Source organism: Acinetobacter sp. CIP 101934, assembly GCF_000369585.1.
Taxonomy (GTDB): Bacteria; Pseudomonadota; Gammaproteobacteria; order Pseudomonadales; family Moraxellaceae; genus Acinetobacter; species Acinetobacter schindleri.
This window is the reverse complement of sequence record NZ_KB850094.1, coordinates 889216-913390: the sequence shown is the minus strand read 5'-3', so window position 1 is coordinate 913390 and position 24175 is coordinate 889216. Positions and strand designations below refer to the sequence as shown.

Annotated in this window: 23 protein-coding genes, 1 other RNA gene and 1 pseudogene; 11 read left to right on the top strand and 14 right to left on the bottom strand. The window is 43.0% G+C overall.

The window, feature by feature from the left end; translation table 11 throughout:
- The first annotated feature begins 28 nt into the window (after positions 1-28).
- Positions 29-223, top strand: coding sequence for a hypothetical protein (locus tag F899_RS04815; RefSeq protein WP_004810999.1), 195 nt, complete (start codon positions 29-31; stop codon positions 221-223).
- Positions 224-413: 190 nt separating this feature from the next.
- Here the strand turns inward: F899_RS04815 and F899_RS15775 are convergent, their stop codons facing one another.
- From F899_RS15775 to F899_RS04760, 11 genes are all read right to left on the bottom strand, one after another.
- Complete coding sequence (locus F899_RS15775) at positions 414-521, bottom strand: DUF2474 domain-containing protein (RefSeq protein WP_143045182.1); 108 nt, start codon at positions 519-521, stop codon at positions 414-416.
- A gap of 18 nt (positions 522-539) precedes the next feature.
- Positions 540-1544, bottom strand: coding sequence for a cytochrome d ubiquinol oxidase subunit II (gene cydB / locus F899_RS04810; RefSeq protein ID WP_004811002.1), 1005 nt, complete (start codon positions 1542-1544; stop codon positions 540-542).
- Positions 1541-2980, bottom strand: coding sequence for a cytochrome ubiquinol oxidase subunit I (locus F899_RS04805; protein ID WP_004811005.1), 1440 nt, complete (start codon positions 2978-2980; stop codon positions 1541-1543). Before F899_RS04805 ends, cydB begins: the two co-directional genes overlap by 4 nt.
- Positions 2981-3247: 267 nt before the next feature.
- Positions 3248-3664 carry a hypothetical protein gene (locus F899_RS04795; RefSeq protein WP_005221172.1) on the bottom strand — a complete coding sequence of 139 codons (417 nt, stop codon included), beginning with the start codon at positions 3662-3664 and terminating at the stop codon, positions 3248-3250.
- A 494-nt stretch (positions 3665-4158) separates the two neighbouring features.
- The gene (gene bioD / locus F899_RS04790) at positions 4159-4809 is read right to left on the bottom strand and encodes a dethiobiotin synthase (protein ID WP_005221166.1); all 651 of its coding nucleotides are present in this window, start codon (positions 4807-4809) and stop codon (positions 4159-4161) included.
- Positions 4806-5558, bottom strand: coding sequence for a malonyl-ACP O-methyltransferase BioC (bioC, locus tag F899_RS04785; RefSeq protein ID WP_005221164.1), 753 nt, complete (start codon positions 5556-5558; stop codon positions 4806-4808). The genes bioD and bioC overlap by 4 nt, the downstream gene beginning before the upstream one ends.
- The gene (locus tag F899_RS04780; protein WP_005221162.1) at positions 5555-6724 is read right to left on the bottom strand and encodes an 8-amino-7-oxononanoate synthase; all 1170 of its coding nucleotides are present in this window, start codon (positions 6722-6724) and stop codon (positions 5555-5557) included. The genes bioC and F899_RS04780 overlap by 4 nt, the downstream gene beginning before the upstream one ends.
- Complete coding sequence (gene bioA, locus F899_RS04775) at positions 6721-8001, bottom strand: adenosylmethionine--8-amino-7-oxononanoate transaminase (protein ID WP_008305607.1); 1281 nt, start codon at positions 7999-8001, stop codon at positions 6721-6723. The genes F899_RS04780 and bioA overlap by 4 nt, the downstream gene beginning before the upstream one ends.
- An 87-nt stretch (positions 8002-8088) precedes the next feature.
- Complete coding sequence (locus tag F899_RS04770) at positions 8089-8811, bottom strand: alpha/beta hydrolase family protein (protein WP_005221158.1); 723 nt, start codon at positions 8809-8811, stop codon at positions 8089-8091.
- Between the two features lie 88 nt (positions 8812-8899).
- Complete coding sequence (bioB, locus tag F899_RS04765; RefSeq protein ID WP_034434182.1) at positions 8900-9889, bottom strand: biotin synthase BioB; 990 nt, start codon at positions 9887-9889, stop codon at positions 8900-8902.
- Positions 9890-10394: 505 nt separating this feature from the next.
- Positions 10395-10877 carry a VOC family protein gene (locus tag F899_RS04760; protein ID WP_005221154.1) on the bottom strand — a complete coding sequence of 161 codons (483 nt, stop codon included), beginning with the start codon at positions 10875-10877 and terminating at the stop codon, positions 10395-10397.
- A 276-nt stretch (positions 10878-11153) separates the two neighbouring features.
- Here F899_RS04760 and F899_RS15540 point away from each other — a divergent pair.
- The 4 genes and pseudogenes from F899_RS15540 to F899_RS04745 all read left to right on the top strand — a co-directional run.
- Positions 11154-11310, top strand: a pseudogene (locus F899_RS15540) (MFS transporter); the annotation flags it as partial.
- 503 nt (positions 11311-11813) lie between these two features.
- Positions 11814-12875, top strand: a complete 1062-nt coding sequence (gene hppD / locus F899_RS04755; protein ID WP_004893356.1) for a 4-hydroxyphenylpyruvate dioxygenase — start codon at positions 11814-11816, stop codon at positions 12873-12875.
- A gap of 172 nt (positions 12876-13047) precedes the next feature.
- Complete coding sequence (locus F899_RS04750) at positions 13048-14448, top strand: amino acid permease (RefSeq protein ID WP_005221153.1); 1401 nt, start codon at positions 13048-13050, stop codon at positions 14446-14448.
- Positions 14449-14477: 29 nt separating this feature from the next.
- Positions 14478-15704 (top strand): amino acid aminotransferase, encoded by a 1227-nt coding sequence (locus F899_RS04745; RefSeq protein WP_005221151.1) that lies wholly within the window; start codon positions 14478-14480, stop codon positions 15702-15704.
- A 350-nt stretch (positions 15705-16054) separates the two neighbouring features.
- On the opposite strand, the gene F899_RS04740 is transcribed toward F899_RS04745, so the two are convergent.
- Both F899_RS04740 and F899_RS04735 read right to left on the bottom strand, forming a co-directional pair.
- The gene (locus F899_RS04740) at positions 16055-16486 is read right to left on the bottom strand and encodes a hypothetical protein (protein ID WP_005221150.1); all 432 of its coding nucleotides are present in this window, start codon (positions 16484-16486) and stop codon (positions 16055-16057) included.
- Between the two features lie 356 nt (positions 16487-16842).
- Positions 16843-17664, bottom strand: a complete 822-nt coding sequence (locus tag F899_RS04735) for an IclR family transcriptional regulator (protein ID WP_051061896.1) — start codon at positions 17662-17664, stop codon at positions 16843-16845.
- A gap of 188 nt (positions 17665-17852) precedes the next feature.
- On the opposite strand from F899_RS04735, the gene fahA reads away from it, so the two are divergent.
- The 5 genes from fahA to F899_RS04710 are packed head-to-tail and all read left to right on the top strand — an operon-like array spanning position 17853 to position 21766.
- Entirely contained in the window at positions 17853-19136 is a 1284-nt protein-coding gene (fahA, locus tag F899_RS04730; protein ID WP_005221147.1) for a fumarylacetoacetase, read from the top strand.
- Between the two features lie 20 nt (positions 19137-19156).
- Entirely contained in the window at positions 19157-19795 is a 639-nt protein-coding gene (gene maiA, locus F899_RS04725) for a maleylacetoacetate isomerase (RefSeq protein ID WP_034434179.1), read from the top strand.
- Positions 19796-19815: 20 nt separating this feature from the next.
- Positions 19816-20391 (top strand): VOC family protein, encoded by a 576-nt coding sequence (locus tag F899_RS04720; protein WP_005221137.1) that lies wholly within the window; start codon positions 19816-19818, stop codon positions 20389-20391.
- 23 nt (positions 20392-20414) lie between these two features.
- Positions 20415-21116, top strand: coding sequence for a CoA transferase subunit A (locus F899_RS04715; RefSeq protein WP_004893349.1), 702 nt, complete (start codon positions 20415-20417; stop codon positions 21114-21116).
- 2 nt (positions 21117-21118) lie between these two features.
- Positions 21119-21766, top strand: a complete 648-nt coding sequence (locus tag F899_RS04710; RefSeq protein WP_005221136.1) for a CoA transferase subunit B — start codon at positions 21119-21121, stop codon at positions 21764-21766.
- A gap of 419 nt (positions 21767-22185) precedes the next feature.
- Here the strand turns inward: F899_RS04710 and ssrA are convergent.
- Positions 22186-22546, bottom strand: a transfer-messenger RNA (tmRNA) gene (ssrA, locus tag F899_RS15350).
- Positions 22547-22676: 130 nt separating this feature from the next.
- On the opposite strand from ssrA, the gene glpK reads away from it, so the two are divergent.
- Positions 22677-24161: a glycerol kinase GlpK gene (glpK, locus tag F899_RS04705; RefSeq protein WP_005221135.1), complete on the top strand. Its 1485-nt coding sequence runs from the start codon at positions 22677-22679 to the stop codon at positions 24159-24161.
- The last annotated feature ends 14 nt before the right edge of the window (positions 24162-24175 follow it).

The following is a 24175-nucleotide window of genomic DNA, read 5'->3' as shown; positions in this document are numbered from 1 at the left end:
AAACATAATAACCGCGGGAAGTTAACTCATGGAAAGCTCTGTAATTGAACTACTGAAGCCAATCACCTTGGAAAAAGAAAACTGCACGCCAATTATTTATGAAGAAGGTACAGTGCTGAAAGTAGTTATGCAAACACCAACCAGTCTATTGGTCACTACAGACAACCAGTTTAACTTTACTGTTGCACTAAAAGATGAAAATACAATCTGGAGAGAATTATAATTCTGCTGATTAATAGTTTGGTTTGGGTTGTTGTATGTTTTACTTCTTCTCCTGAATACAGATCAACACCTGCCTGACAGTATTATTATTTTAATCCTAAAGCTGAAAAAAGATAAAAAAACCTCCCATCACATCGGGAGGTTTTTTATTGTCTTAAGAAAAATGTAGAATCTTGAGACCTACTATACAATCAATATGCCAGCTTTAGCAGGAAGCGGAAAAAGCCTGCAATGAGAACCATTGTGACAAAGCCTGCAAGCCATAACACAATAAACCATCCTGCCCGATTCAGTTTCATCCTGTTTCCTCCACAAGCCTAATGATAGCCATCATCACCTACCCGTACCTTATCCCGGAACACCCAATAAGACAGACCGGTATAAAACAGGATAATTGGGATGAGGATCAATGCACCAATCAAGGAAAACAGCTGACTGCTTTGTGGTGCGGCGGCTTCCCAAAGAGTAACACTTGGCGGAATGATATAAGGCCAAAGGCTAATGAGAAAACCGGTGTAAGCCAGGATCACCAGCGCCAAGGTATAGATGAACGGTGCAAATTCCTGACGGCGTTTACAGGCACGCAGCGCCATAAAGGTAAATAATACAACCAGTATCGGCACCGGACTGAAATAGAAAATCTGTGGTTGACTAAACCAGCGCTCGGCAATCTGTTGATGTGCCAGTGGCGTATACAGACTAACTGCTCCAAAGACCAGTAATAACACAATGATAAGTTTTGGCATCAGCTGGAACATCTTGTCCTGTAACTCGTGGTCGGTTTTAAAGATCAGCCAGCCACAACCTAGGGTTGCATACAGGATTACTACACCTACTCCGGTAAACAGCGAAAATGGGGTCAACCAGTCCAGTCCACCACCACTATAAATGCCATTCGTAGTTTTAATGCCCTGGATATAAGCACCAAGAATTACGCCTTGCAAGAAAGAGGTCAGAAGCGAACCGCCAATAAAAGCGATGTCCCACCAGTGCCTGCCACGATGTGCCTTAAAGCGAAATTCAAAAGCAACTCCTCGGAAAATCAGTGAGATAACCATCAGGATAATCGGCATATATAGCGCGGACAGCACGGTTGAATAGACCAGTGGAAAGGCTGCAAACAGACCTGCTCCACCGAGTACCATCCAGGTTTCATTACCATCCCAAACCGGTGCCACGGTATTCATCATCACATCGCGTTCATGCTGATCCTTAAAGAAGGGAAAAAGAATGCCTATACCCAGGTCAAAGCCATCCAGTACCACATACATCAGTACACCGAGCGCGATGATCGCAATCCAGATCAATGACAGGTCAATCATTTGTTATTCTCCTGATCACGTTGAGCACGGTCATCCTCTTCATTTTGCTCAAAGGTACTCATTGGACGTTTAGAGGCACGGATGACTTCACCCTCAGTATGCGGACGGGCATGGATAAATTCTGGTCCCTTATGCATCATTTTCAGCATGTAATAAATCCCGACACCAAATACGACACAATAGACCACTACAAAGATAATCAGAGTAAGTCCTACCTGTTCAGCTGATACAGGTGAGAGTGCATCACGAGTGCGCATAACCCCATAGACCACCCATGGCTGACGGCCCACTTCCGTAGTAAACCAGCCTGCCAGTAAAGCAATAAATCCGGAAGGTCCCATGAAAAAGGCGAATCGGTGCAACCAGCGGGCTTCATAGAAACGACCCGTTTTACGCAAGATCAGACCCGCCAGCGCCATCAAAAGCATCAGCATGCCCAGACCGACCATGATGCGGAAGCTCCAGAACACTACCAGCGAGTTTGGGCGGTCTTCAGGCGCAAAATCTTTTAGACCCTGCACTTCACCGTCCATACTATGGGTCAGAATCAGGCTGCCCAAGTTTGGTATGCCGATAGCATATTTGGTTTCTTCGGCTTCCATATCTGGAATACCAAACAGATAAAGTGGCATGCCTTCACCACGGTTAGTTTCCCAGTGTCCTTCAATCGCAGCAATCTTGGCTGGCTGATATTCACGGGTATTTAAACCATGAAAATCTCCTACAATTACCTGTAGGGGTGCCAGCACCAGAATCATCCACATCGCCATGGAAAAAGACTTTTTGACCAGTGCATCACGGCGACCTTTAAGTAGATGCCAAGCAGCTGTAGCCGCTACCAGCAGTGCCGAAACCAGAAAGGCAGCAATCCCCATATGCAATAGACGATACGGAAAAGACGGGTTAAACACGATAGCAAACCAGTCCTGCGGCATGATGATGCCATTTTCAATAATAAAACCCTGCGGGGTCTGCATCCAGCTATTAGAGGACAGAATCCAGAACATGGAAATACAAGTGCCGAGGGCAACCATTACCGTAGCAAAAAAATGGGTTTTCGGACCGACCCGATCCCAGCCAAAGAGCATGATACCGAGGAAACCGGCTTCCAGGAAAAAAGCCGTTAAGACTTCATAAGCCAGTAGCGGTCCAGTGACACTTCCAGCCACCCTGGAAAATTCACTCCAGTTGGTGCCGAACTGATAACTCATGACCACACCAGAGACCACCCCCATACCGAAGGCCAATGCAAAGATTTTGATCCAGAATTTAAACAGATCCCGGTAAACCGGATCCTGGGTTTTCAGCCAGCGCCATTCCAGGACGGCCAGAAAGCTGGCCAAACCGATGGAAATCGCAGGGAAAATAATATGAAAGGAGACAGTAAAGGCAAATTGAATACGTGCCAGTTCCAGCGCAGTTAAACCTAAATCCATGTCATCACCTTATTGTAGAAGTTGTTGGTGAGAGAACTTCAGCTTAAACAGCTGAAATGGCTTCATTATTTTGTAGTTTAGGCCGTATACGATTTTCACAATGTTGCAAATCTGTAGGACTTTAATATCTGCATTCTGCCCTTTTTCCAAGCTGAGCGGCTTCGCTCCGCCATGGGTCAGCCATGCGAAATTTGTGATATTCATGTTATTTCACTCTTTAAAACGTTTTAGATAGCGGCAAGGTCATGCCTTACCGGACTTGGCGTATTAAAGCGTGACAGGAGGTGCCCTGCCTTGCGGTAGCAAATACAGCCGTTGCAGGGAAAAATAGACATGTCGGTAAGCGGATTTATAGAAACTCAGCTTTACCTGAATCCGGTCAATGACCTCATCAATACCAAAATTAAACGGCAGAACAATGTCACCATATACGGTACAGTACTGGCATTGATGGTTATGTTCATTATGGTCATGATGATGGCCAGATTCGGCCCCCAGATGGTCAATCAACGCATGATAGCTTGCGTGTACATGCTGATGCTGCTTCGGTGAGAGAAGATTATGTGTAATAGAGAGACAGACCGGGGCAATATGGTATTGCTCCGGTAATAGCGGCTCTAAATATACGGCAAACTGTAATAGCAGCGTTGCACATGCCAACAGTAATCCACTACGTTTCAGCAAAACATTCTCTCGAATTGACCGAAGTAAAGAAATATTGAGGCTTAGCTTAGATCAAAATCCAAGCATTATACTCAACTTTAATATTATAACCTTATAATATATATATTTATTATGAAAGCCTTATTTTCATTCTTAATTTTTATAGATTTTTGAATATAAGAAATTAATTTTCATGTTCCAGAGCTTATTCATCTCAGGAAAAGCACAACCGCATACTTTGAACAGGAATGCGCCGAGCCACAAAAATAATATCTAAATTGAGAATTTCATCTTGTTACAGTAGCAGGATCAGACAGAGAGCTACGCTTCAACTTAAAATATTTTCTGGCAGAAAAAAGTTTAGCTGAATGACCACCCTGTCCGGATCAGGCAGGCCTTTGTTGCAGTACGCTATAAATTTCACATTCTCGACAGCCCAAGTCCGGTCAACAGAAACTGTTCCGGATGAATTTTCTTTATTGCATAGCGCCATACTACCAGGCTAAAACAGAACTTCAGATTTCCTGAAATACCGGAATATCTAGCCACTGTGCATTTGGAAAATCCTTTTGCAAACATTGCTGCAGATACTGAATAGTATCCTGTGCAATGACTTCATCCTGGGCATCATCGGCATGGTTAAATGCCAGCGCATACAGCTCAATCTTACGCTGTTTGAGCAGTTCCAGACTGAGCAGAGTGTGATTGATACTGCCAAGACGACCTGAGGTTACCAGAATGACAGGAAGCTGCTGTGCGGCAATATAGTCTACGGTGAGCAGGTCTTCTGTCAGTGGCACCATCAGACCACCTGCTCCTTCCAGCAGAACACGGTCAAACTGTGCGGCCAGTTGCTGTGTGGCCTGTTCAATTTTTTGAAAGTCTACTGGACGCTGGTCCAAACGTGCTGCTAGATGGGGCGATGCCGGATAGCTATAAATTTCCGGCATAGTCAGCTTTTGCTGATCTTCTGGGAGCAAGCCGCAGCCCATGATCTTGCGATGCTGTTCGATATCTTCAGACAAATCAGTGTTGCCAGTCTGGATCAACTTCTGGGTAATAGTACGGATGCCCTGCGCATTCCAGATTTTGGCCAGAAAACCGGTAGCATAGGTCTTGCCAATACCAGTATCTATACCGCTGATAAAATAGATGTTTGCGTTCATGAGCGCTTCCGTGCAATGAGATAAATCGGGTGATAGGTCAAAGGATACTTCTGGCTATCTGGTAGCTGGAATTGTTGATATTGCTCATAAAAAAGCCGCAAAGAAGATTTGCTCCAGCGAAAACTATCTGCCGTCGCCTGTACGCCGGTGGCCTTGATATGTTTCAGTACCTCGCGAGGATGTTCAAATTCCAGAATCAGGCGCTGCTCCTCCTGCATCAGGACCTCATAACCACAAGATTCCAGCAGTTCAACCATTTGTGGAAGTGAGCGATATTTCAGCCCCTGTCCAGTCAATGCCTTAATTTCTGTTAAATTGTCCTGCGCATAGCTGGCAAAGCAGAACCAGCCGGACGGATTTAAAGCCTGATGAATTTTCACAAATAAAGTGTCCAGATGCTGCACCCATTGCAAGGCAGAACAGGACACCACCAGATCCAGCGATTGTGGCAGTGGCAAAGTTTCGATATTGCCAATTCCCCAGTAAATCCGGCCATCTTCCTCAAAATGCTGTTTAACTTCTGGATAAAGGTCATTTAAAAACAACTGGTCGAAACTGTAATGCTGCATTAACTGGCGGGTAAACAGGCCTGAACCACAGCCAATTTCCAGAATACGCTGTAAATTTACCGCAATATGCGCTTGCATATACTGGACCAGTTCCATTGCTACCCGACGCTGGGCAATAGCATGCTGTTCATAGCTGGACTGTGCCTGAGCAAAGCGCTGCGCTACCTGATCAGTTTTCATCGTGGCAACTCCTGCAGAGCATCCAGCAACTGTTGCAGCTGTACCGGACTGACCTGCTGATGTAAACAGATTCGCAATCTGGAAGTGTTTTTAGGTACAGTCGGTGGACGTACTGGCAGGACATAAAAACCCTTTTGCTGTACATATTCTGCTGCAGCGACGGTTTTGGCTGCATCGCCAATAATTACCGGTACAATTTGAGAGCTGGATGGACAAGCATAACCCAAGGCCTGAATACTTTGATGACAGCACCTGGCCAGACTGCCAAGCTGTTGGCGCTCTTCCCTCATTGCTTGCATTTTCTGGAAAATAAAATGCGTCCAGGCCATACAGATTGGGGGCTGCGCAGTACTAAAAATTAGCGGACGCATGCTGTTGATCAGATATTCACGAATGAGCGGATGACAGACCAGATAGCCACCGACTGAAGCCAGCGCCTTGCCAAAAGTCCCGACCAGCAGGTCAATCTGGTCTATGACCTGATACTCCTCAGCACAACCCAGCCCGTGTTCACCACGCACACCAATGGCATGGGCTTCATCCACATACAGCATAACCTTATCAAATTGCTGTTTGAGTGCTACCAATGCACCGAGATCCGTTTCATCACCATCCATACTAAAAATGGATTCAGTGACGACAATGATGCGCTGAATATTATCATCTGCCTGATACTTTACTAAAAGCTGTTGTAGATGTTCCAGATCATTATGCCGGTAGCGTACATAGCTGGCATTGGATAAACGGATACCATCAATGATGCTGGCATGTACCAGCTTGTCGGCAATAATAATGGTCTTGCTATCCGCCAATGCTGGCAGAATCCCGATATTCATATGATAGCCGCTATTAAACAACAGCACCGAACGACCAAAAACCTGCGCCATGCTGGTCTCCAGCTGTTCATAAGCCGGGAAATTTCCAGTCAGCAGGCGCGAAGAACTGGCACTCATCTGTCGTTCAGCAAGCGGTGTCAGATCAAAAAATTCTTCCCGTAGCTGCAGATTGGCCGCCAGACCGAGATAGTCATTGGATGCCAGATTCAGCATCTCAATCCCATTCAACTGAAGATAAGGCTGGCTGGAAATCCCCTGTTTAAACTGGCGATACTGGCCCTGCTGTTTCAAATCATCCAGTTGCTGCTGAAAATATTCCAGATGCTTCATGCTGTTGCTCCCATTGCCTGAATCATCTCGCACATATGCGTCAGTAGAATTTTAAGTTGTTCAGCAGAAATCACAAATGGTGGCATCACATAGACCAACCGACCAAAGGGACGAATCCATACACCACGGCGTACACATTCTGCCTGGAAGCTAGCCAGATCAACAGGTTGCTGTAGTTCCACGACTCCAATCGCGCCAAGTACGCGGATATCAGCAACCTGTGGCAAGACATTTAATGGCTGTAAATGGTCTTTTAATACTTGTTCAATCTGTTGCACTCTTGCCTGCCAGTCCTGTGACAATAAAAGCTGGGTGCTTTTGAGTGCCACTGCACAGGCCAGTGGATTCGCCATAAAGGTCGGGCCATGCATAAATACGCCTGCTTCACCACTGGAAATGGTTTCTGCGACATGCGCAGTCGTCAGTGTGGCTGACAAGGTCATATAACCGCCAGTCAGCGCCTTGCCCAGACACATGATATCCGGGCTAACACCCGCATGTTCACAGGCAAACAGTTTGCCGCTCCGACCAAAACCAGTCGCGATTTCATCCAGAATTAACAGAATATTGTAACGATCACACAGCTGACGTACCTGGCGCAGGTATTCTGGATGATACAGGCGCATACCACCTGCTCCCTGCACGATCGGCTCAATAATCATGGCTGCAATCTGTTCATGCTTTTCTGCTAATAATTGTTCCAGTGGCTGGATATCATCAACTTGCCATTCACCATCAAAACGGCTTTGTGGTGCCGGGACAAAATAACGGTTTGGCAGACTGGAACCAAAAATCTGGTGCATGCCCGTGACCGGATCACAGACCGACATGGCATTCCAGGTATCGCCATGATAACCGGAGCGAGTAGTCACAAAATTGCTTTTCTGCACCTGACCACGCGCATGCCAGTATTGCACCGCCATTTTCAATGCTACTTCCACAGCGACCGAACCAGAGTCGGCATAGAAAATCCGATCCAGTGGCTCTGGGGTAATTTCGATCAGCAGTTTGGCCAGATCAATCGCCGGCTGATGGGTCAGGCCACCAAACATGACATGTGACATGGATTGCAACTGGGTCTGCACCGCCTGATTCAGCTCTGGATGGTTATAACCATGGATCGTGCACCACCAGGACGACATCCCGTCGATCAGCTGTGTGCCATCTTCCAGTTCAATTACAGCACCATGTGCCGCCCTCACCTTGTAACAGGGCAAAGGATGAGTCATGGAAGTATATGGATGCCAGATATGCTGCTGATCAAAAGAATCGTGCACGGAAAATAACCTAAACAATAGCGCTGTCCTGATCTTAACGGTTTAATTCTGAAATGAACATCTAGCTGACCTTTAGCATTTTTCTGATTAACGAAGTTTTTGTAAAAATTGCAAGATTGGCTCAATGACCAAACTGGTATCGAACAGGATAGCATCGTGCGCAGCTGAAATTTTTACCAAGTTCAGATGATCTGCATTGAAATGTGCAATATTTTGTATAACTTTGTAGGGAACTAACATATCGTTCTCAGAATTTATAAATAGCATCTTGCCAGGATAGCTTTTTAAGATATCTACCAAATTTAATTGTTCTAAAAGATAGAGATGAGACTGCTGATAGGATAAATCAATATTTACCAATTGCTCTTGTAAATGTTTTGCTCGTTCTCGTGGTGCTACTGAACCTAAAGTAACCAGTGCACAGAAGCGTTTTAGAGCCTGTTGAGGTTGTAACATCACCGCATGTTTAAATTGCTCATACTGCACTTTGGGCATAGCATGAGGCCAGTTTTCTTGTGCCACAAAGCAGGGGTTTGACATACAGGCAATTACAGGTTTGGTGACTTGTATCTGCTGATAGATTGCATTAGCCAATAACAATGCTAACTGCCCGCCAAGTGACCAGCCAATCAGTACATCTTTATCAGCTGCAACCTGTACCTTTTCTGCCAGTATTGCTGCATTATTCGGATCAAAGATATCCCAGACTTCGATCTGATGCTGTGGCATTAACTGCTGTTCTAGCTGCTGTACAAATTCATTCAGTACCTGAGTCCCCAGTCCCCAGCCGCTGATGAGCAGAATTTTCATCAATCCTGTTCCCTATTTTTTATCATCTATTCAATAAAAAAAGGGACCAATCTCTTCCGGAATGATCCCTGATATACAGCTGCAAAATTTAAGCAGGCTGCATGGCATCCATAGCAAGCTCGCGGCCAGTTTTCTTCGGTGCTTCAGCTTTTAGTCCTAGTTTGGCAAATAGGGCTTTGTCCTTGCCTTCACCACTATTCGGTGCAGTCAGTAATTTATCACCTGAGAACAGTGAGTTAGCACCTGCCATGAATGCCAGGGCCTGATCAGAATCAGATAGAGATTCACGGCCTGCAGACAGACGGATATAGCTTTTTGGCATGATGATACGAGCTACGGCAATCGTCCGGATCCAGTCAATCACATCCAGTTTTTCTACATCAGCGAGCGGTGTTCCTTCGATTGGCACCAGCATATTAATTGGTACCGATTCTGGGTGAATTGGCATGGTCGCCAGTTCAAATAATAATCCCACACGGTCCTGTTTACCTTCACCTAAACCGACAATCCCGCCACTACATACATTAATTCCAGCTGAACGAACATGGTCTAAAGTATTTAAACGATCGTCAAAAGTTCGGGTGCTAATGACATTGGCGTAGTATTCACGCGAAGTGTCGAGGTTATGATTGTAATAATCCAGTCCAGCATCTTTTAAACGTTCTGCCTGGGAGACATTCAACATACCTAAGGTCATACAGGTTTCCATACCCAGCTTTTTTACTTCCTGGATCAATTCCAGCACATAAGGCATATCGCGCTCATGCGGATTCCGCCATGCTGCGCCCATACAGAAACGGGTCGATCCTGATTCTTTCGCCTGTTTTGCTTCAGCAATGGCTTTTTGTACCTCTACCCTTTTTTCAATTTCCAGATCTGTATCGTAATGGGCAGACTGGGAGCAGTATTTGCAGTCTTCCGGACAACGACCGGTTTTAATAGAGAGTAAGGTGCTGACCTGTACGGTATTGGCATCAAAATGCTCACGGTGAATTTGCTGTGCCTGAAATAGCAGATCCATCAGTGGTTGATCATAAAGTGCCTGAATCTCGTCACGCGTCCAGTCATTGCGAATCATAGTCTCAACATCAATGTTAAAAAAGAATGCAGAAATAATACGCGGTTTTTTAAAAAATGGTTTAGCCTTTTCTATCAAAATTTGAGGGAATAGCGCTAATTTATAAGCTGAGCTTTTCAATCAATTACAATTTTATGCTGCAAGATTTTATGATTTAAGCTGCTTTAATCCTTATTATTTATATATAAAACTTATAAATAAAATTCTCAATTTCTGTCTTGATAAAGATTAATAATGAATTTGCAACTTACTCATTATCAAGCTCCCAAAAGCCAGTAAAACCAAGCTTATGGCAGAAAATTTAGAGCCCTTGGCTCTAAACATCCAAGGGCTTTTTTATAAAAGTATTGTTTAACTCAAGCTGACAATTCATTAAAGTTTAAATCTGAGTCGGTACAAATAAAAAGCGCGAGATTTTTAAAATTTAGCTCAATCTATGTCTATTCATAAAGTGACTCGCTTCATCGGAAACATCAGATATACAAGCTGTATCAGTCCACATAACTTAACCACGAACCGCTGCCTGAATTATTGCTACATCAATTTTCTTCATTTTAAGCATGGCATCAAATGCCCTTTTTGCTACTACAGGATCTGAACTGTAAGATGCTTCAAGTAAAGCCATGGGGATAATCTGCCAGGAAATTCCCCATTTATCCTTACACCAGCCGCATTCACTTTCCTGCCCACTATTGTTCACAATCGCATTCCAGTATCGGTCCGTTTCTTCCTGATCTTGTGTGGCCACTTGAAAGGAAAAAGCTTCATTATGCTTAAATTCTGGCCCACCATTCAAACCAATACATGGAATACCCAATACCGTAAAATTGACTGTAATGACATTTCCCTTTTTTCCTGACGGATAATCTCCAGGGGCAAGGACTATTGCCTCTACTGACGAGTCTGGAAAGGTTTGCGCATAAAACCGTGCAGCCTCTTCAGCATCGTGATCGTACCAAAGGCAGATGGTATTTTTTACAATATTCATGATCTCACCTCTGCGTGGAGATTAAGAGATAACGCATTTGTTTAGCCATGCTTTACGCTTTTGAGTGGCTAAACAAATTTATCTGTGCATTCTATATTCGACCTAAGCTGGCAAAACGCCAGTTTCTTTATTGTGTTTTTATTCTTAGAATTGTAATAGCAGGTATTTCTTGATCTGCTGCACATTTTATAAAGTGCTTTGTAGCTGTTCTAAGCCACTAAAATGTTTATAAAGTTGTCGAGGTCCAAGTCGACAATATGCCTTGCTTTTTCATTTGCGCTGATTACAGACCGCTACTTTGAAAATACCTTAATGGTCGGGAACTCCATTTCTATCGTCAATGCGATGGCCGGGGTAATTGGTGTTTTCCTACTGTATAAAGGCTGCCAGTATCTATCGTGAAAGTATAAAAGTGGAAAAACTGACAGATTAAATTCCTTTCAAGCAGTAAGACCTTTAACTATTTAAGGGCCTTTTCTTTCTTTGTGGAAAATCAATTTAAAACCAAGTTCTGCATATTTCAATTTTTCAGGTTCTTTTCCTAAAAACCTGAGCTCAGCAAGCCTTGCAAAATAGCTCGTTTAAGACGACTTAGTCTTACAAAAAGCTACATTTCCAGTGCGTTAATTTCCTGGAATTATCTAAAAATATTTTTATGAATAACATTAATTTATGTTATAAATTACCACATTATTTCATTTTATTATTTATTGCGTAATTAAATTACGTATTGAATAATATCTTATATCCAGTATGATGAGGTAAATTCCTTCTTTTTCTTGTATGCATCAGGAAGCGATGCAGTTCAGCAAGTAAAAGAAGTCAGGCAAACGGATTTGTCTACTCAATATAAAATGGCAGTGATACATCCGTGAGCCCTGAACAAGACAGTAAAAGATGAGCAATAGGATTGCTTTTAAATAATGAGGATGTTGTATGAATGAATTAGCCAATCCATTAGAACTGTGCGGATTCGAATTTATTGAATTTGTCTCTGAAGATGGCCAGCTGGATCCTGTTTTTCAAACCATCGGATTCACGAAAGTGGCGAAGCATAAATCGAAAAATGTTTACTTATGGCGCCAAGGCAATATTAATATCATTCTGAATTATCAGCCTGAATCATATGCAGCATATTTTTATAAAGAGCATGGCCCTTCTGCCTGTGCAATGGGATTCCGTACCAAAAATGCAGCGAAAGCCTTTCAAAAAGCAATTGAAATAGGTGCCGAGCCAATTTACAACAAAATCGGTCCAATGGAGCTGAACATTCCGGCGATTAAAGGCATTGGCGGTTCTCCAATCTTCTTGGTGGATTGTGACATTTACCAGAATGATTTTATTTTCTTTGATAACGTTCCATCCCGTCCACTGGGTACAGGTTTAAATGAAATCGATCATTTAACCCATAATGTGTATAAAGGCCGTATGCAGTACTGGTCAGATTTCTATGAAAAGATTTTCAATTTTCAGGAAATCCGCTATTTCGATATTAAAGGTGAATACACTGGCCTGACTTCTAAAGCCCTGACAGCGCCAGACGGCAAGATCCGTATTCCACTGAATGAAGATTCAGATAAAGGTAATGGTCAGATTGCTGAATTCTTAAATGAATTTAATGGTGAAGGCATTCAGCATATTGCCTTTATTTGTGATGACCTTCTGGAAACCTGGGACAAGCTTAAAGCCTTAGGTACCAAGTTCATGACGCCACCGCCAAGCACTTATTATGAAATGCTGGACGAACGTCTACCAAATCATGGTGAGCCAGCGGATGAGCTGCAAAAACGCGGCATTCTGCTCGATGGCAATACCAAAGATGGTAACAAACGCCTGCTGTTACAGATTTTCTCTGAAAATATGATTGGTCCGGTGTTCTTTGAATTTATCCAGCGCAAAGATGACGATGGCTTCGGTGAAGGGAACTTTAAAGCCTTATTTGAATCCATTGAACGCGATCAGATCAAACGTGGCGTTCTGGACATCTCGAAAGCCTGATCTCTGTTTAAAATATACCGATGCATGTAGTGTCATATGCATCGGTATTACTGCCTCTGCTTCAACATATACGCTTATATAAAACTTAAGATTCTGCACCGATGACGGTATAAAAATAATAAAGTCCATCATCACTGTTCAGTACTTAATCTCACATGGATGATGAATAAAAATGCAGCATATTGAACAAGGAAACCTGAAAAAGGGTTTAAGTAACCGGCATATTCAACTTATTGCACTGGGTGGTTCCATTGGTACCGGCCTGTTTCTCGGCATCTCACAAACCATCAAGCTGGCCGGACCTTCCGTTATTCTGGGTTATGCCATTGCAGGCTTGATTGCTTTTCTAATGATGCGCCAGTTGGGTGAAATGATTGTACATGAACCTGTCAGCGGCTCTTTTAGCCATTTCGCTTATAAATACTGGGGCAAGTTTGCCGGATTTATGTCTGGCTGGAATTATTGGGTACTGAATATTCTGGTCTGTATGGCCGAATTAAGCGCTGTCGGTTTGTATGTGCATTACTGGTGGCCCGAAATCCCAACCTGGGTGTCTGCGCTCGGCTTCTTTATTTTCATTAATGTAATCAACTTACTTCACGTAAAATTATTCGGAGAAATGGAATTCTGGCTAGCGATCATTAAAGTCGGTGCCATTATTGCCATGATTGCTTTCGGCAGTTATTTACTGGCCAGTGGCAGTGGTCATAGCCAATCCAGTCTGGAAAATTTGTGGCAATTAGGTGGCTTCTTCCCCAATGGGATTATGGGCCTGATTATGGCAATGGCCATGATCATGTTTGCTTTTGGCGGTATTGAACTGGTCGGCATTGCAGCGGCAGAAACAGATAACCCGAAAAAAACCTTGCCTAAAGCAGTGAACCAGATTGTTTACCGTGTTCTGTTATTTTATATCCTAAGCCTGGTGGTGATTTTATCGCTTTACCCTTGGAACATGATGGCACAAGGTGGTAGCCCATTTGTGATGATTTTTGATTCTCTCGGCAGTCAAACAGTTGCTGGTGTTTTGAATTTCGTGGTGTTAACCGCAGCGGTTTCGGTATATAACAGTACTAACTACTGTACCAGCCGTATGCTGTTAGGCTTAGCCCAACAAGGTAATGCACCGAAGTTCTTAAGCAAGATTAATCAGCGTGGCATCCCTGTGAATGCAGTGATGGTTTCAGCGTTTTTCACCTTGATGTGCGTTTTATTAAATTATCTGGTGCCGGAAAAAGCCTTTAGCATGTTGATGATGCTGGTGGTTGCTGCCATCGTGATTAACTGGCTTGTTATTTCCTATACTCATTTGAAATTCAAGACATCTATGAACCGCATGCAGACCAAAACCGATTTTCCAAGTGTGGCTTATCCATTCACCAACTATTTATGTATCGCATTTATGGGCGGTATTCTGCTAATTATGAGCAGCACCCCGGACATGCGTGTGGCTGTCATCATGATTCCGGTCTGGATTGGTATTCTCTCGGTTGCCTACTTCTTTAAGCGCAAACAGGAGTCTCAGACTGCTATTTTAGATAACAGCAAAATTAGCACCTTACCAGAAGCGTAATCGCATATTGATTAGATTAGGATAGATTCATGTTTCAACATATTGATACTTATGCCGGCGATCCGATTCTCTCTTTAATGGAAGAATTCAACAAAGATCAGCGTAGTAACAAAGTCAACTTAAGCATCGGCCTATATTACAACGAAGACAATATTGTGCCGCAACTAGACTCAGTGCAAAAAGCCTATACTTACCTGACCCCTGACTATAATAAAGTCCGTGTTTATTTGCCGATGGATGGTCTGAACAGCTTTAACCAGGCTGCACAGGAATTAATTTTTGGAACCTCCAGCCCTGCCCGCGAGCAAGGTCGTGTGGTCACGATTCAGACTTTGGGTGGCTCAGGTGCACTAAAAGTCGGCGCTGACTTTTTAAAGAAATATTTTCCAGAATCTGAAATATGGGTGAGCCAGCCGACTTGGGAAAACCATATTGCGATCTTTAACGGTGCGGGTATTCAAACCCATTTCTATCCTTATTATGATGCTGAAACCAATGCCGTTAATGTCCCGGCGATGCTGGATTGCTTAAAACAACTGCCCGCTCACAGTATTGTGTTAATGCACCCATGCTGTCATAACCCGACTGGTGCAGATTTACAGCCACATGAATGGGATCAGGTCATTGAAGTATTAAAATCTCAATCCTTAATTCCGTTCCTAGATATGGCGTATCAAGGTTTCGGTCAGGGTCTGGAACAAGATGCCTATGCCATTCGTGCACTTGATCAAGCCGGTATGAATTTCATCGTCAGCCATTCATTTTCCAAAATCTTCTCTTTATATGGAGAACGGATTGGTAGCTTAAGTTTTGTTTGCGATGATTCCACAAGCGCACAAAATGTTTTAGGCCAGTTAAAAGCCACAGTTCGCCGGATTTATTCAAGTCCAGCGGCCAATGGTGCGCTATTGGTCAGTCAGGTGTTAAATACTCCTGAACTGTTTCAGCAATGGCAGGTTGAAGTTGAAGAAATGCGCCAGCGTATTTTACGCATGCGTGGCTTACTCAAAGAAAAATTGTCTCAGGCATTGCCAGAACTTGATTTCAGCTACCTGACTCAACAGCAAGGTATGTTTAGCTATACTGGTTTAACTGCTGAGCAAGTGGATCTGTTAAAACAGCATTATGGTATTTATCTGGTTCGTAGTGGCCGGATGTGTACAGCAGGCCTGAACCTCAGCAATATTGATTATGTTGCCGAGTCGATGGCTGCGGTGATTAAAATGGAGAATGAAGCTGAACCATTGATCGCTTAAAAAACAGTAAGTTTTTAAAAGCCTTCTAGCTTGAGTGCTCGAAGGCTTTTTTTATGAATGGCGATTTGATCTTTTTAAATAAAAATAGAGTCAGGTCATGTTCTTGGGCAAAATCCGTAACCACTTGGATATCTATTCTTATTTCATCTGGATACTTTTTGATTTGGAATTAATGAGATTGTATGAAACCGTGGGACATTACTTCTTTATTATTCGTGAAACATAAAAAATCATAAAAAAAGCCCAATCTAAGATGATCGAGCTTCTTATCACAATTTAAATATATGATTTATATAAATAAAAATAATTAAGTATAACGTGTATTATGTTAATTTTAGGAGATCTTAAGATTATTCTCCAATCAATTTCATATCCTTTTCATCCCACCAATGTTGAGCATAGATTTCAGGATTACTTGTAAGTATCTCATTCAAAATATCAGCTACAAATGTTAGTTGCTCTGATATATCAATTTTCTTAAAAAATCCTTTCTTAATTATTGGCCTGCAAGGATCTATGAAAACCAAAAAACCATTTTCATACTCTTGATAATGATTACATCCAACCCAAATACCTTTAAATTTTTCGTCCGCTAAGGGTATTAAATATCCCCAATCCTCATTTATGAAATCTGATACATTTAAGCCATACTTAGGAAGTTCTTCTGATAAGTATTTTGCTAATGTATGTCCCCAAATTTGTCTGTCCCACTCTTCTTTCTCTTCAGAGGTTGGAGGAAAGTTATCAGATCGAAACTCTATATGTGTTTTTAATAAGGTCATAATTTTTATTCTTTAATATTGAATTATAAAAATAAAAGTTATTATAAAAATTGTCTATATTGCGACATAATTTTTAATTTTTTTAAAATTAATTAGTTAAACCAAATTGATACTTTAATTTAAAATAAAGGCTGTTATACAAACTCTAAAGCGACCAAGAGTTAGAAATCTCTGTTCAATTTTCTGTGAAATTGCATATCATTAAAATAAGAATAAGCATTCTTATTTTACTTCATAATTAAGCCACTTTTTAATTTCTCTCTAACGATCAAATGCTGGATATAAAAAAGATCCAGTACCTCAATCAGGTCTGGATCTATGAAATGACTAAAAGTGATCTGCAATTAATGAAAGAGTTAGACAGCCACCTGTGGATTAAACAAGGCATCAATCTGCTGTTGAATCCCGAGCAGATAATCGATGGCTTGTTGCATCTGATCTGCTGGCAACTGGTCTTCGGTGCCAATACAGGTAATCACATGGTCAAGCTGTCGGCTAAAGTTATACACCGGAATCGCCACTGCATGGATGCCCGCCATCATATCACCGGTTACGGACGCATAGCCCTGCTGCAGGATTTTCTCTTTAAGTTGCAAGAATTCTTCCCAATTCGCAGGATATTGACCTGCTTTCGCGCTACTCGCCCACTCTTTTTCCAGCAGAGGCTTGATGATGTATTCTGGCTGGAGGCAAGCATGTAAACGACCAGTTGCCGACTTTAGCAAAGGCATACGCGAGCCGACCCGGGTAATAATATTAAATACATGGTTGGATTCAAGCGACTGAACCACGACAGCACCATCGGCGAACCATTTGCTGACATGAATACTGCAATTTAAATGCTGCTGAATCTGCGCAATATATTTTTGGGTTAATTCCAGCATATCGGTACGCTTTAAGGCATTAACGCCAAATGCGTGAGCACGCTCACCCAGGCTATATCGCCCGTCACTGAGCTGCTGGGCATACCCTTTACGTATCAAGCTCACCACATAGCGATGCACTTTTGCAGGATGCATAGACAGGACTTCTGACAGCTCTTTTAACATCATCGGTGCATTATGTTCAGTCAATGCATCGAGTACAGTTAATCCTACTTCTAGAGACTGCACCCCTCCCTGTAATTTTTCTTCCTCAACGTTCATCGTTTCATCCTGCATATACGCATTAATTTTCATGGCTCTATAAAACCATTGTACTACCGAAATCAAAAATCTTGTTCGGCCAAATCTGATTCCAGATTCAGATCATAGCCGCATATTAACAAATTTACATTATACATAATCAAATTATTTATTGCGTAATTTAAAAATATAAGTATGATTCTGTATAGAACTTAAATTTTCCACGGAAAGGATTCATATTTATGACGACGCGTTTAAAGTCATTTATCGACATCGCTCCTGATTCAGATTTCCCTTTAGAAAACCTTCCTTACGGTATTTTCAGTGATGAGCAAAACGCCCAACCGCGTGCCGGGGTGGCACTTGGAGAATGGGTAGTTGACCTGGCAGTACTGGAAGCTAAGGGTTATTTAAATCTGGAACAAGGTCAGCAATTTTTTAACCAGCCAACTTTGAATGCCTTTATTGAATCAGGAAAAGCCAACTGGTCTAAAGTACGTACAGAATTACAAACGCTGTTGTCAGTGGATCATGCCGAATTACGTGACAATAAAGAGCTACGTGATCAGGTTTTCGTTAAACAATCACAAGTCAAAATGCATCTGCCGGTGCGTATCCCGGGCTATACCGATTTCTATTCATCCAAAGAGCATGCCACCAATGTCGGCTGTATGTTCCGTGATCCGAAAAATGCATTGTTAGCAAACTGGTCAGAACTTCCGGTCGGTTATAACGGCCGTGCCAGCTCCGTGATTGTTAGCGGGACAGAAATCGTGCGTCCATCAGGACAGATCAAATTACCGGATTTTGATCGCCCAGTATTTTCAGCATGTCGCAAACTCGACTTCGAACTGGAAACCGGCTTTATTATTGGCAAACCAAATAACTTAGGTGAACCTATTGCGATTGAAAATGCCTGGGATCATATTTTTGGTATGGTGCTATTCAATGACTGGTCTGCACGTGACTTGCAACAATGGGAATATGTACCGCTAGGTCCATTTAACGCCAAGACTTTTGCCTCTTCGATCTCGCCATGGATCGTAACCATGGAAGCGCTTGAACCATTTAAAACCAGTTCACCTGCTCAAGAGCCAAAACCTCTGGCTTATCTGCGTGAAGATAACAGCAGTAATAGCTATGACATTAACCTGTCCGTTGAAATTCAGCCTGAAAATTCAGACCAGGCTGATGTGATCTGTGGAACCAATTTCAAATATATGTACTGGTCGATGGCACAGCAACTGGCTCATCACACCATTGCCGGCTGTAATGTTCAGGTCGGGGATCTGATGGGTTCCGGCACGATTTCCGGTCCTACACCTAACTCTTATGGTTCATTACTGGAAATCACCTGGAATGCCACCAAGCCACTGACTTTGTCGAATGGTGAACAACGCACCTTCATTCAGGACGGCGATACCGTGATCATGAAAGGTCATTGTGAAAAAGATGGCCTGCGTATCGGTTTCGGTGCTGTGAGCGGCAAAATCCTGCCAGCGATTAACTTCGGTTTTACTGAATAAGCCGGGGTGAAATCATGACCATGCAACTGTATACCTATTTTCGGAGTTCGGCCGCTTACCGGGTTCGTATTGCGCTCAACCTGAAAGGACTCGAAGCAAAACATATCCCGGTTCATCTGGTGAACAACGGTGGCGAACAGCATAGTGAAATGTTTCGTCGGGTCAATCCAGGAGAGCTGGTACCAGCGTTGATTGAAGATGATTTCACGCTGACCCAGTCGCTCAGCATGATTGAATATCTGGAAGAAAAATTTCCAGAACCTCCCCTGTTGCCTAAGGATTTGCAACAGCGTGCGCTGATTCGGGCCTTTAGTCTGAATATTGCCTGTGACATTCATCCACTCAACAACCTGCGTGTACTTCAGTACCTCAGTAAAACCCTGAATGCCAGCGATGAACAAAAAACCGAATGGTACAGACACTGGGTCGTCACCGGCTTAAAAGCGCTTGAAGCTCAATTAACACATTCAAATGGCCAATTCTGTTTTGGAGATCAGCCTAGCCTTGCAGATTGCTGTTTGATTCCACAGGTATATAACGCTAAACGTTTCAAAATCGATCTTTCGGATTTTCCGAAAATTGAATCAATTTATGCCCATTGCAATTCACTGGACACTTTTCAAAAGGCTGCACCCGAAGCACAACTCGATGCAGCATAAGAACATATAAGGATATAACCATGACTATTCAAATCGAAAAAATTCACCATGTCGCCTACCGCTGTAAAGATGCTAAAGAAACCGTAGAGTGGTACAAAAAAAATCTGAATATGGACTTTATTCTGGCTTTTGCCGAGGATCATGTGCCATCTACCAAGGCTTTCGACCCGTATATGCATCTGTTTCTGGACGCAGGTAATGGCAATGTCTTGGCCTTCTTTGAACTGCCAACTCAACCGGAAATGGGCCGTGATGAAAATACCCCGAAATGGGTACAGCACATTGCCTTAAAAGTGAAGGATCGTCAGGCATTAGTTCAGGCCAAAGAACATCTGGAAGCCAATGGCGTGGATGTACTGGGCATTACCAATCATGGCATTTTCCATTCGATTTACTTCTTCGATCCAAATGGTCATCGTCTGGAACTGGCTTATGATGATGAAAAAGCACACCAGAAAATTGCCATGATTACCGAAGCAATGAAGTATGACATGCTGGAGCAATGGAGCAAAACCAAACGCGCACCGTCACATACACACTTCTTGCATGCGGATGAATTAGACCAGAGCGCTCGCAAAGCCAAGATGGATGCTTAAATTTTTAAAGGAAGGGATTTCTGATGAATAAAGTCGTTGTGAATGCTCAGGAAGCTTTAGCGGATATCGTGGCAGATCATCAAACACTGGCGGTCGGTGGATTTGGTTTATGCGGCATTCCTGAAGCACTCATAGAAGCCTTAAAAAATACCGGTGTCACCGGCCTCACCTGTATTTCCAATAATGCGGGGGTGGATGACTTTGGTTTGGGTAAATTGTTGCGGACCAAGCAGATCAAAAAAATGATTTCTTCTTATGTCGGTGAAAATAAGGAATTTGAACGTCAATATTTAAATGGTGAGCTGGAAGTAGAGCTGACGCCCCAAGGAACACTGGCAGAAAAACTGCGTGCGGGTGGTGCTGGAATTCCCGCTTTCTACACCCAAACCGGTGTCGGCACATTGGTTGCTGAAGGCAAAGAAGTCCGTGAATTTGAAGGTAAAGAATTTATCCTTGAAAAGTCATTAACCGCAGATGTGGCACTGGTCAAAGCCTATAAAGCAGACAAGGCCGGCAACCTGGTCTTCCGTAAAACTGCACGTAATTTCAATCCTGAATGCGCCATGGCCGGGAAAATCACTGTGGCTGAAGTTGAACAAATCGTAGAGATTGGTGAACTTGATCCCGATGATATTCATCTGCCTGGAATCTATGTGAATCGAATTGTCGTTAATGCTTCACCAGAAAAACGCATTGAACAGATGACCTTAAAGGCGGGAGCATAATCATGGCTTGGACTCGAAATCAAATGGCTCAACGTGCAGCACAGGAACTTGAAGATGGGTTCTATGTCAATCTTGGTATCGGTTTGCCAACACTGGTGGCCAACTATATTCCGGACAATATCAACGTCTGGCTCCAGTCTGAAAATGGCCTGTTAGGCATTGATGAATTTCCAACTGTAGAAACCGTTGATGCAGATCTAATTAATGCAGGTAAACAGACGGTGACTGCCCGTAAAGGTGCTGCCTTCTTTTCCAGTGCGGATTCCTTTGCCATGATTCGCGGTGGGCATGTCAATATTGCGATTCTGGGAGCAATGGAAGTTTCCGAAACGGGTGATCTGGCAAACTGGATGATTCCAGGCAAGAAAGTCAAAGGTATGGGCGGTGCCATGGATCTGGTAGCCGGTGTGCAGAAAGTCGTAGTCCTAATGGAACACACGGCTAAAGATGGTACCTCGAAAATCGTTCCTCAATGTACTTTGCCACTAACAGGTAAGGGTGTGGTCAACCGGATCATTACGGATCTCGGTGTCATGGATATTACTTCACGCGGAGTGGTTCTGGTAGAACTGGCTCAAGATGTCACGCTGGAGCAGATTAAAGCTGCGACTGGAGTTGAGCTGATTACGGATAGACTTGAGGCTGCCTGATCTGCTTCTACTGAATAATCAAAGCAGCAAAAGCTGCTTTGATTATCTTCTGAAAATATTGCTTTATCATCGTAATTACACTGAAGATAAATAATATTTTTCTATAATATTCAAACTCTTGCTGTATAATTTTAAAAATCATAATAAAATCTTATGAATGTAATTCACCTTATTGGATCAAATAAAATTATCTTTATTTCTATTCAAATAAGTTTGCAGAAAAACTATTTTTTTTCGGTTTATTGTTTTTTTATTAAGCTCAATAAAACTTATAAAATTTAAGATTTAGAACTACTCTCATACCTATTTATATTTAAAGTGATCACTAAAGATAATAATGATAACAAAATTTTAATTAGTAAAAAAAATACTCAATAAAAAAGCCACTTATATAAGTGGCTAATTTATAAGAAGAATTTTGGTGGAGGTGGCGGGAGTTGAACCCGCGTCCGCCAACATTACGCTCGAGAATACTACATGCTTAGATATCGTCTATTGATTTAGCTCTTTGTGACCCGACGAACAGGGTACAAATCGCGATCCTTTAAGATTTAGTACGAAACCCCAAGGCTTGATTTCATACGGACTTGTGTGCGTTCGCTTCAGTCGGGACCCCTAACCACAAGTATTCAGGGATGCGGACAAGCTGCCCTTAGGCAGCTAGAGCGTAAGTTTCGTCGTTTGCGACTATTAAAATGCAAATTTTATTTACGAGAGAAAATGCGCTCTCGGCATGCATCTATGAGTTTCATCATCAGCGTCGAAGCCAAGAACACCCCCAAAGTACAGAGCAATCATAGCATAACTGGTAAAAAATACGATGCATTTTCTACACAAATACACTTTTGAATGCGCCTGATTACATAATTGCGCTAATATTTAAAAATTCAAGTCAGTATTTAAAAAAATTATGAGCTATTTATTGGCCCTCGATCAGGGAACGACGTCTAGTCGTGCAATTATTTTTAATGAACATGGACAGGTTCAAGCGACAGCTCAAAAAGAAACACATATTCAAACTCCTCGTTCGGGTTGGGTCGAGCAAGATGCCTTAGAAATTTGGACTACCCAAATTGGTGTCGTTCAGCAAGCGATCGCTTCTGCGGGAGTTCTAGCAAAAGACATTAAAGCGATTGGACTCACCAATCAGCGTGAAACGACTGTTGTGTGGGATCGCCGTAATGGCAAACCCCTTGCGTCGGCGATTATCTGGCAGGACCGCCGCGCGACAGACTGGTGTAATCAGCTGATTCAGCAAGGCTTGATGGATCAGGTACAACAAACAACCGGTCTACGCATTGACCCTTATTTCAGTGCCGGAAAGCTGGTCTGGTTATTAGAAAATACTGAGGGTTTACGTGCCTTGGCAGAACAGGGACATGTCGCTTTTGGCACCATCGATAGCTGGCTAATCTGGAACCTGACCCAAGGCGCTGAACATGTGATTGAAGCCAGTAATGCTTCCCGTACCATGCTGATGAATCTGCAAACTCAAAGTTGGGATGAAGGCCTACTGGATCTGTTTAATATTCCAGCTGCAGTCCTGCCAAGAATCATCAGCTCCGATTGCCATATTGCAGATACGGCACCTGGTTTATTAGGTGCTACCATTCCTATTACAGGTATTCTGGGCGACCAACAATCTGCCCTGTTTGGCCAATCCTGTTTTGAACCCGGCATGGCAAAAAACACTTATGGAACCGGTTGTTTTATGCTGTTTAATACTGGTCATGATATTCAACTGAGTCAGAATAAACTACTTTCCACGCTTGCCTGGCAAGCACAAGGTCAGATGACCTATGCACTGGAAGGCAGTATCTTTATGGCGGGTGCGGTGGTGCAATGGTTACGGGATGGTCTGGGGATTATCCAAAAAAGTTCAGATGTAGAAAAACTGGCCTGTAAAGTTCCAGATACAGACGGCGTGGTTTTGGTACCTGCCTTTACTGGTCTCGGTGCACCGCACTGGGACAGTGAAGCACGTGCTTTACTTTGTGGGATGTCACGCGGTACCAATAAGTCCCATATTGCACGTGCTGCTTTAGAATCTATAGCCTTTCAAGTATCCGATATTCTAACTGCAATGCAATCTGATATTGCTCATCCTTTAAAAGAACTCCGTGTCGATGGTGGCGCAAGTTCAAATGATATGTTGATGCAGTTCCAGGCAGATCTGCTGAATGTCCCTGTGCTACGTCCCAAAATGCTGGAATCCACCGCTTGGGGAGCAGCAGCGATGGCCGGTTTAAAGTCCGGAGTTTTCTCCAGTCTGGATGAGATTACCCAGTCCTGGCAACTGGATCAGGCCTTTGAACCAAAAATGCAAAATGATGAACGTGAAGCACACTTGGCCAAATGGAAAAATGCCTTAAAACGGGCCAAATCAGATTTATAAGCTATAAAAAACCG

Bases quoted from the DNA above. Each gene is read 5' to 3' on its own strand.
- F899_RS04815 (WP_004810999.1), top strand. From the start codon at position 29: ATGGAAAGCTCTGTAATTGAACTACTGAAGCCAATCACCTTGGAAAAA.
- F899_RS15775 (WP_143045182.1), bottom strand. From the start codon at position 521: ATGAAACTGAATCGGGCAGGATGGTTTATTGTGTTATGGCTTGCAGGC.
- cydB (WP_004811002.1), bottom strand. From the start codon at position 1,544: ATGATTGACCTGTCATTGATCTGGATTGCGATCATCGCGCTCGGTGTA.
- F899_RS04805 (WP_004811005.1), bottom strand. From the start codon at position 2,980: ATGGATTTAGGTTTAACTGCGCTGGAACTGGCACGTATTCAATTTGCC.
- bioD (WP_005221166.1), bottom strand. From the start codon at position 4,809: ATGAACGCAAACATCTATTTTATCAGCGGTATAGATACTGGTATTGGC.
- bioC (WP_005221164.1), bottom strand. From the start codon at position 5,558: ATGAAAACTGATCAGGTAGCGCAGCGCTTTGCTCAGGCACAGTCCAGC.
- F899_RS04780 (WP_005221162.1), bottom strand. From the start codon at position 6,724: ATGAAGCATCTGGAATATTTTCAGCAGCAACTGGATGATTTGAAACAG.
- F899_RS04770 (WP_005221158.1), bottom strand. From the start codon at position 8,811: ATGAAAATTCTGCTCATCAGCGGCTGGGGACTGGGGACTCAGGTACTG.
- bioB (WP_034434182.1), bottom strand. From the start codon at position 9,889: ATGATTCGCAATGACTGGACGCGTGACGAGATTCAGGCACTTTATGAT.
- F899_RS04760 (WP_005221154.1), bottom strand. From the start codon at position 10,877: ATGAATATTGTAAAAAATACCATCTGCCTTTGGTACGATCACGATGCT.
- hppD (WP_004893356.1), top strand. From the start codon at position 11,814: ATGAATGAATTAGCCAATCCATTAGAACTGTGCGGATTCGAATTTATT.
- F899_RS04750 (WP_005221153.1), top strand. From the start codon at position 13,048: ATGCAGCATATTGAACAAGGAAACCTGAAAAAGGGTTTAAGTAACCGG.
- F899_RS04745 (WP_005221151.1), top strand. From the start codon at position 14,478: ATGTTTCAACATATTGATACTTATGCCGGCGATCCGATTCTCTCTTTA.
- F899_RS04740 (WP_005221150.1), bottom strand. From the start codon at position 16,486: ATGACCTTATTAAAAACACATATAGAGTTTCGATCTGATAACTTTCCT.
- F899_RS04735 (WP_051061896.1), bottom strand. From the start codon at position 17,664: ATGAAAATTAATGCGTATATGCAGGATGAAACGATGAACGTTGAGGAA.
- fahA (WP_005221147.1), top strand. From the start codon at position 17,853: ATGACGACGCGTTTAAAGTCATTTATCGACATCGCTCCTGATTCAGAT.
- maiA (WP_034434179.1), top strand. From the start codon at position 19,157: ATGCAACTGTATACCTATTTTCGGAGTTCGGCCGCTTACCGGGTTCGT.
- F899_RS04720 (WP_005221137.1), top strand. From the start codon at position 19,816: ATGACTATTCAAATCGAAAAAATTCACCATGTCGCCTACCGCTGTAAA.
- F899_RS04715 (WP_004893349.1), top strand. From the start codon at position 20,415: ATGAATAAAGTCGTTGTGAATGCTCAGGAAGCTTTAGCGGATATCGTG.
- F899_RS04710 (WP_005221136.1), top strand. From the start codon at position 21,119: ATGGCTTGGACTCGAAATCAAATGGCTCAACGTGCAGCACAGGAACTT.
- glpK (WP_005221135.1), top strand. From the start codon at position 22,677: ATGAGCTATTTATTGGCCCTCGATCAGGGAACGACGTCTAGTCGTGCA.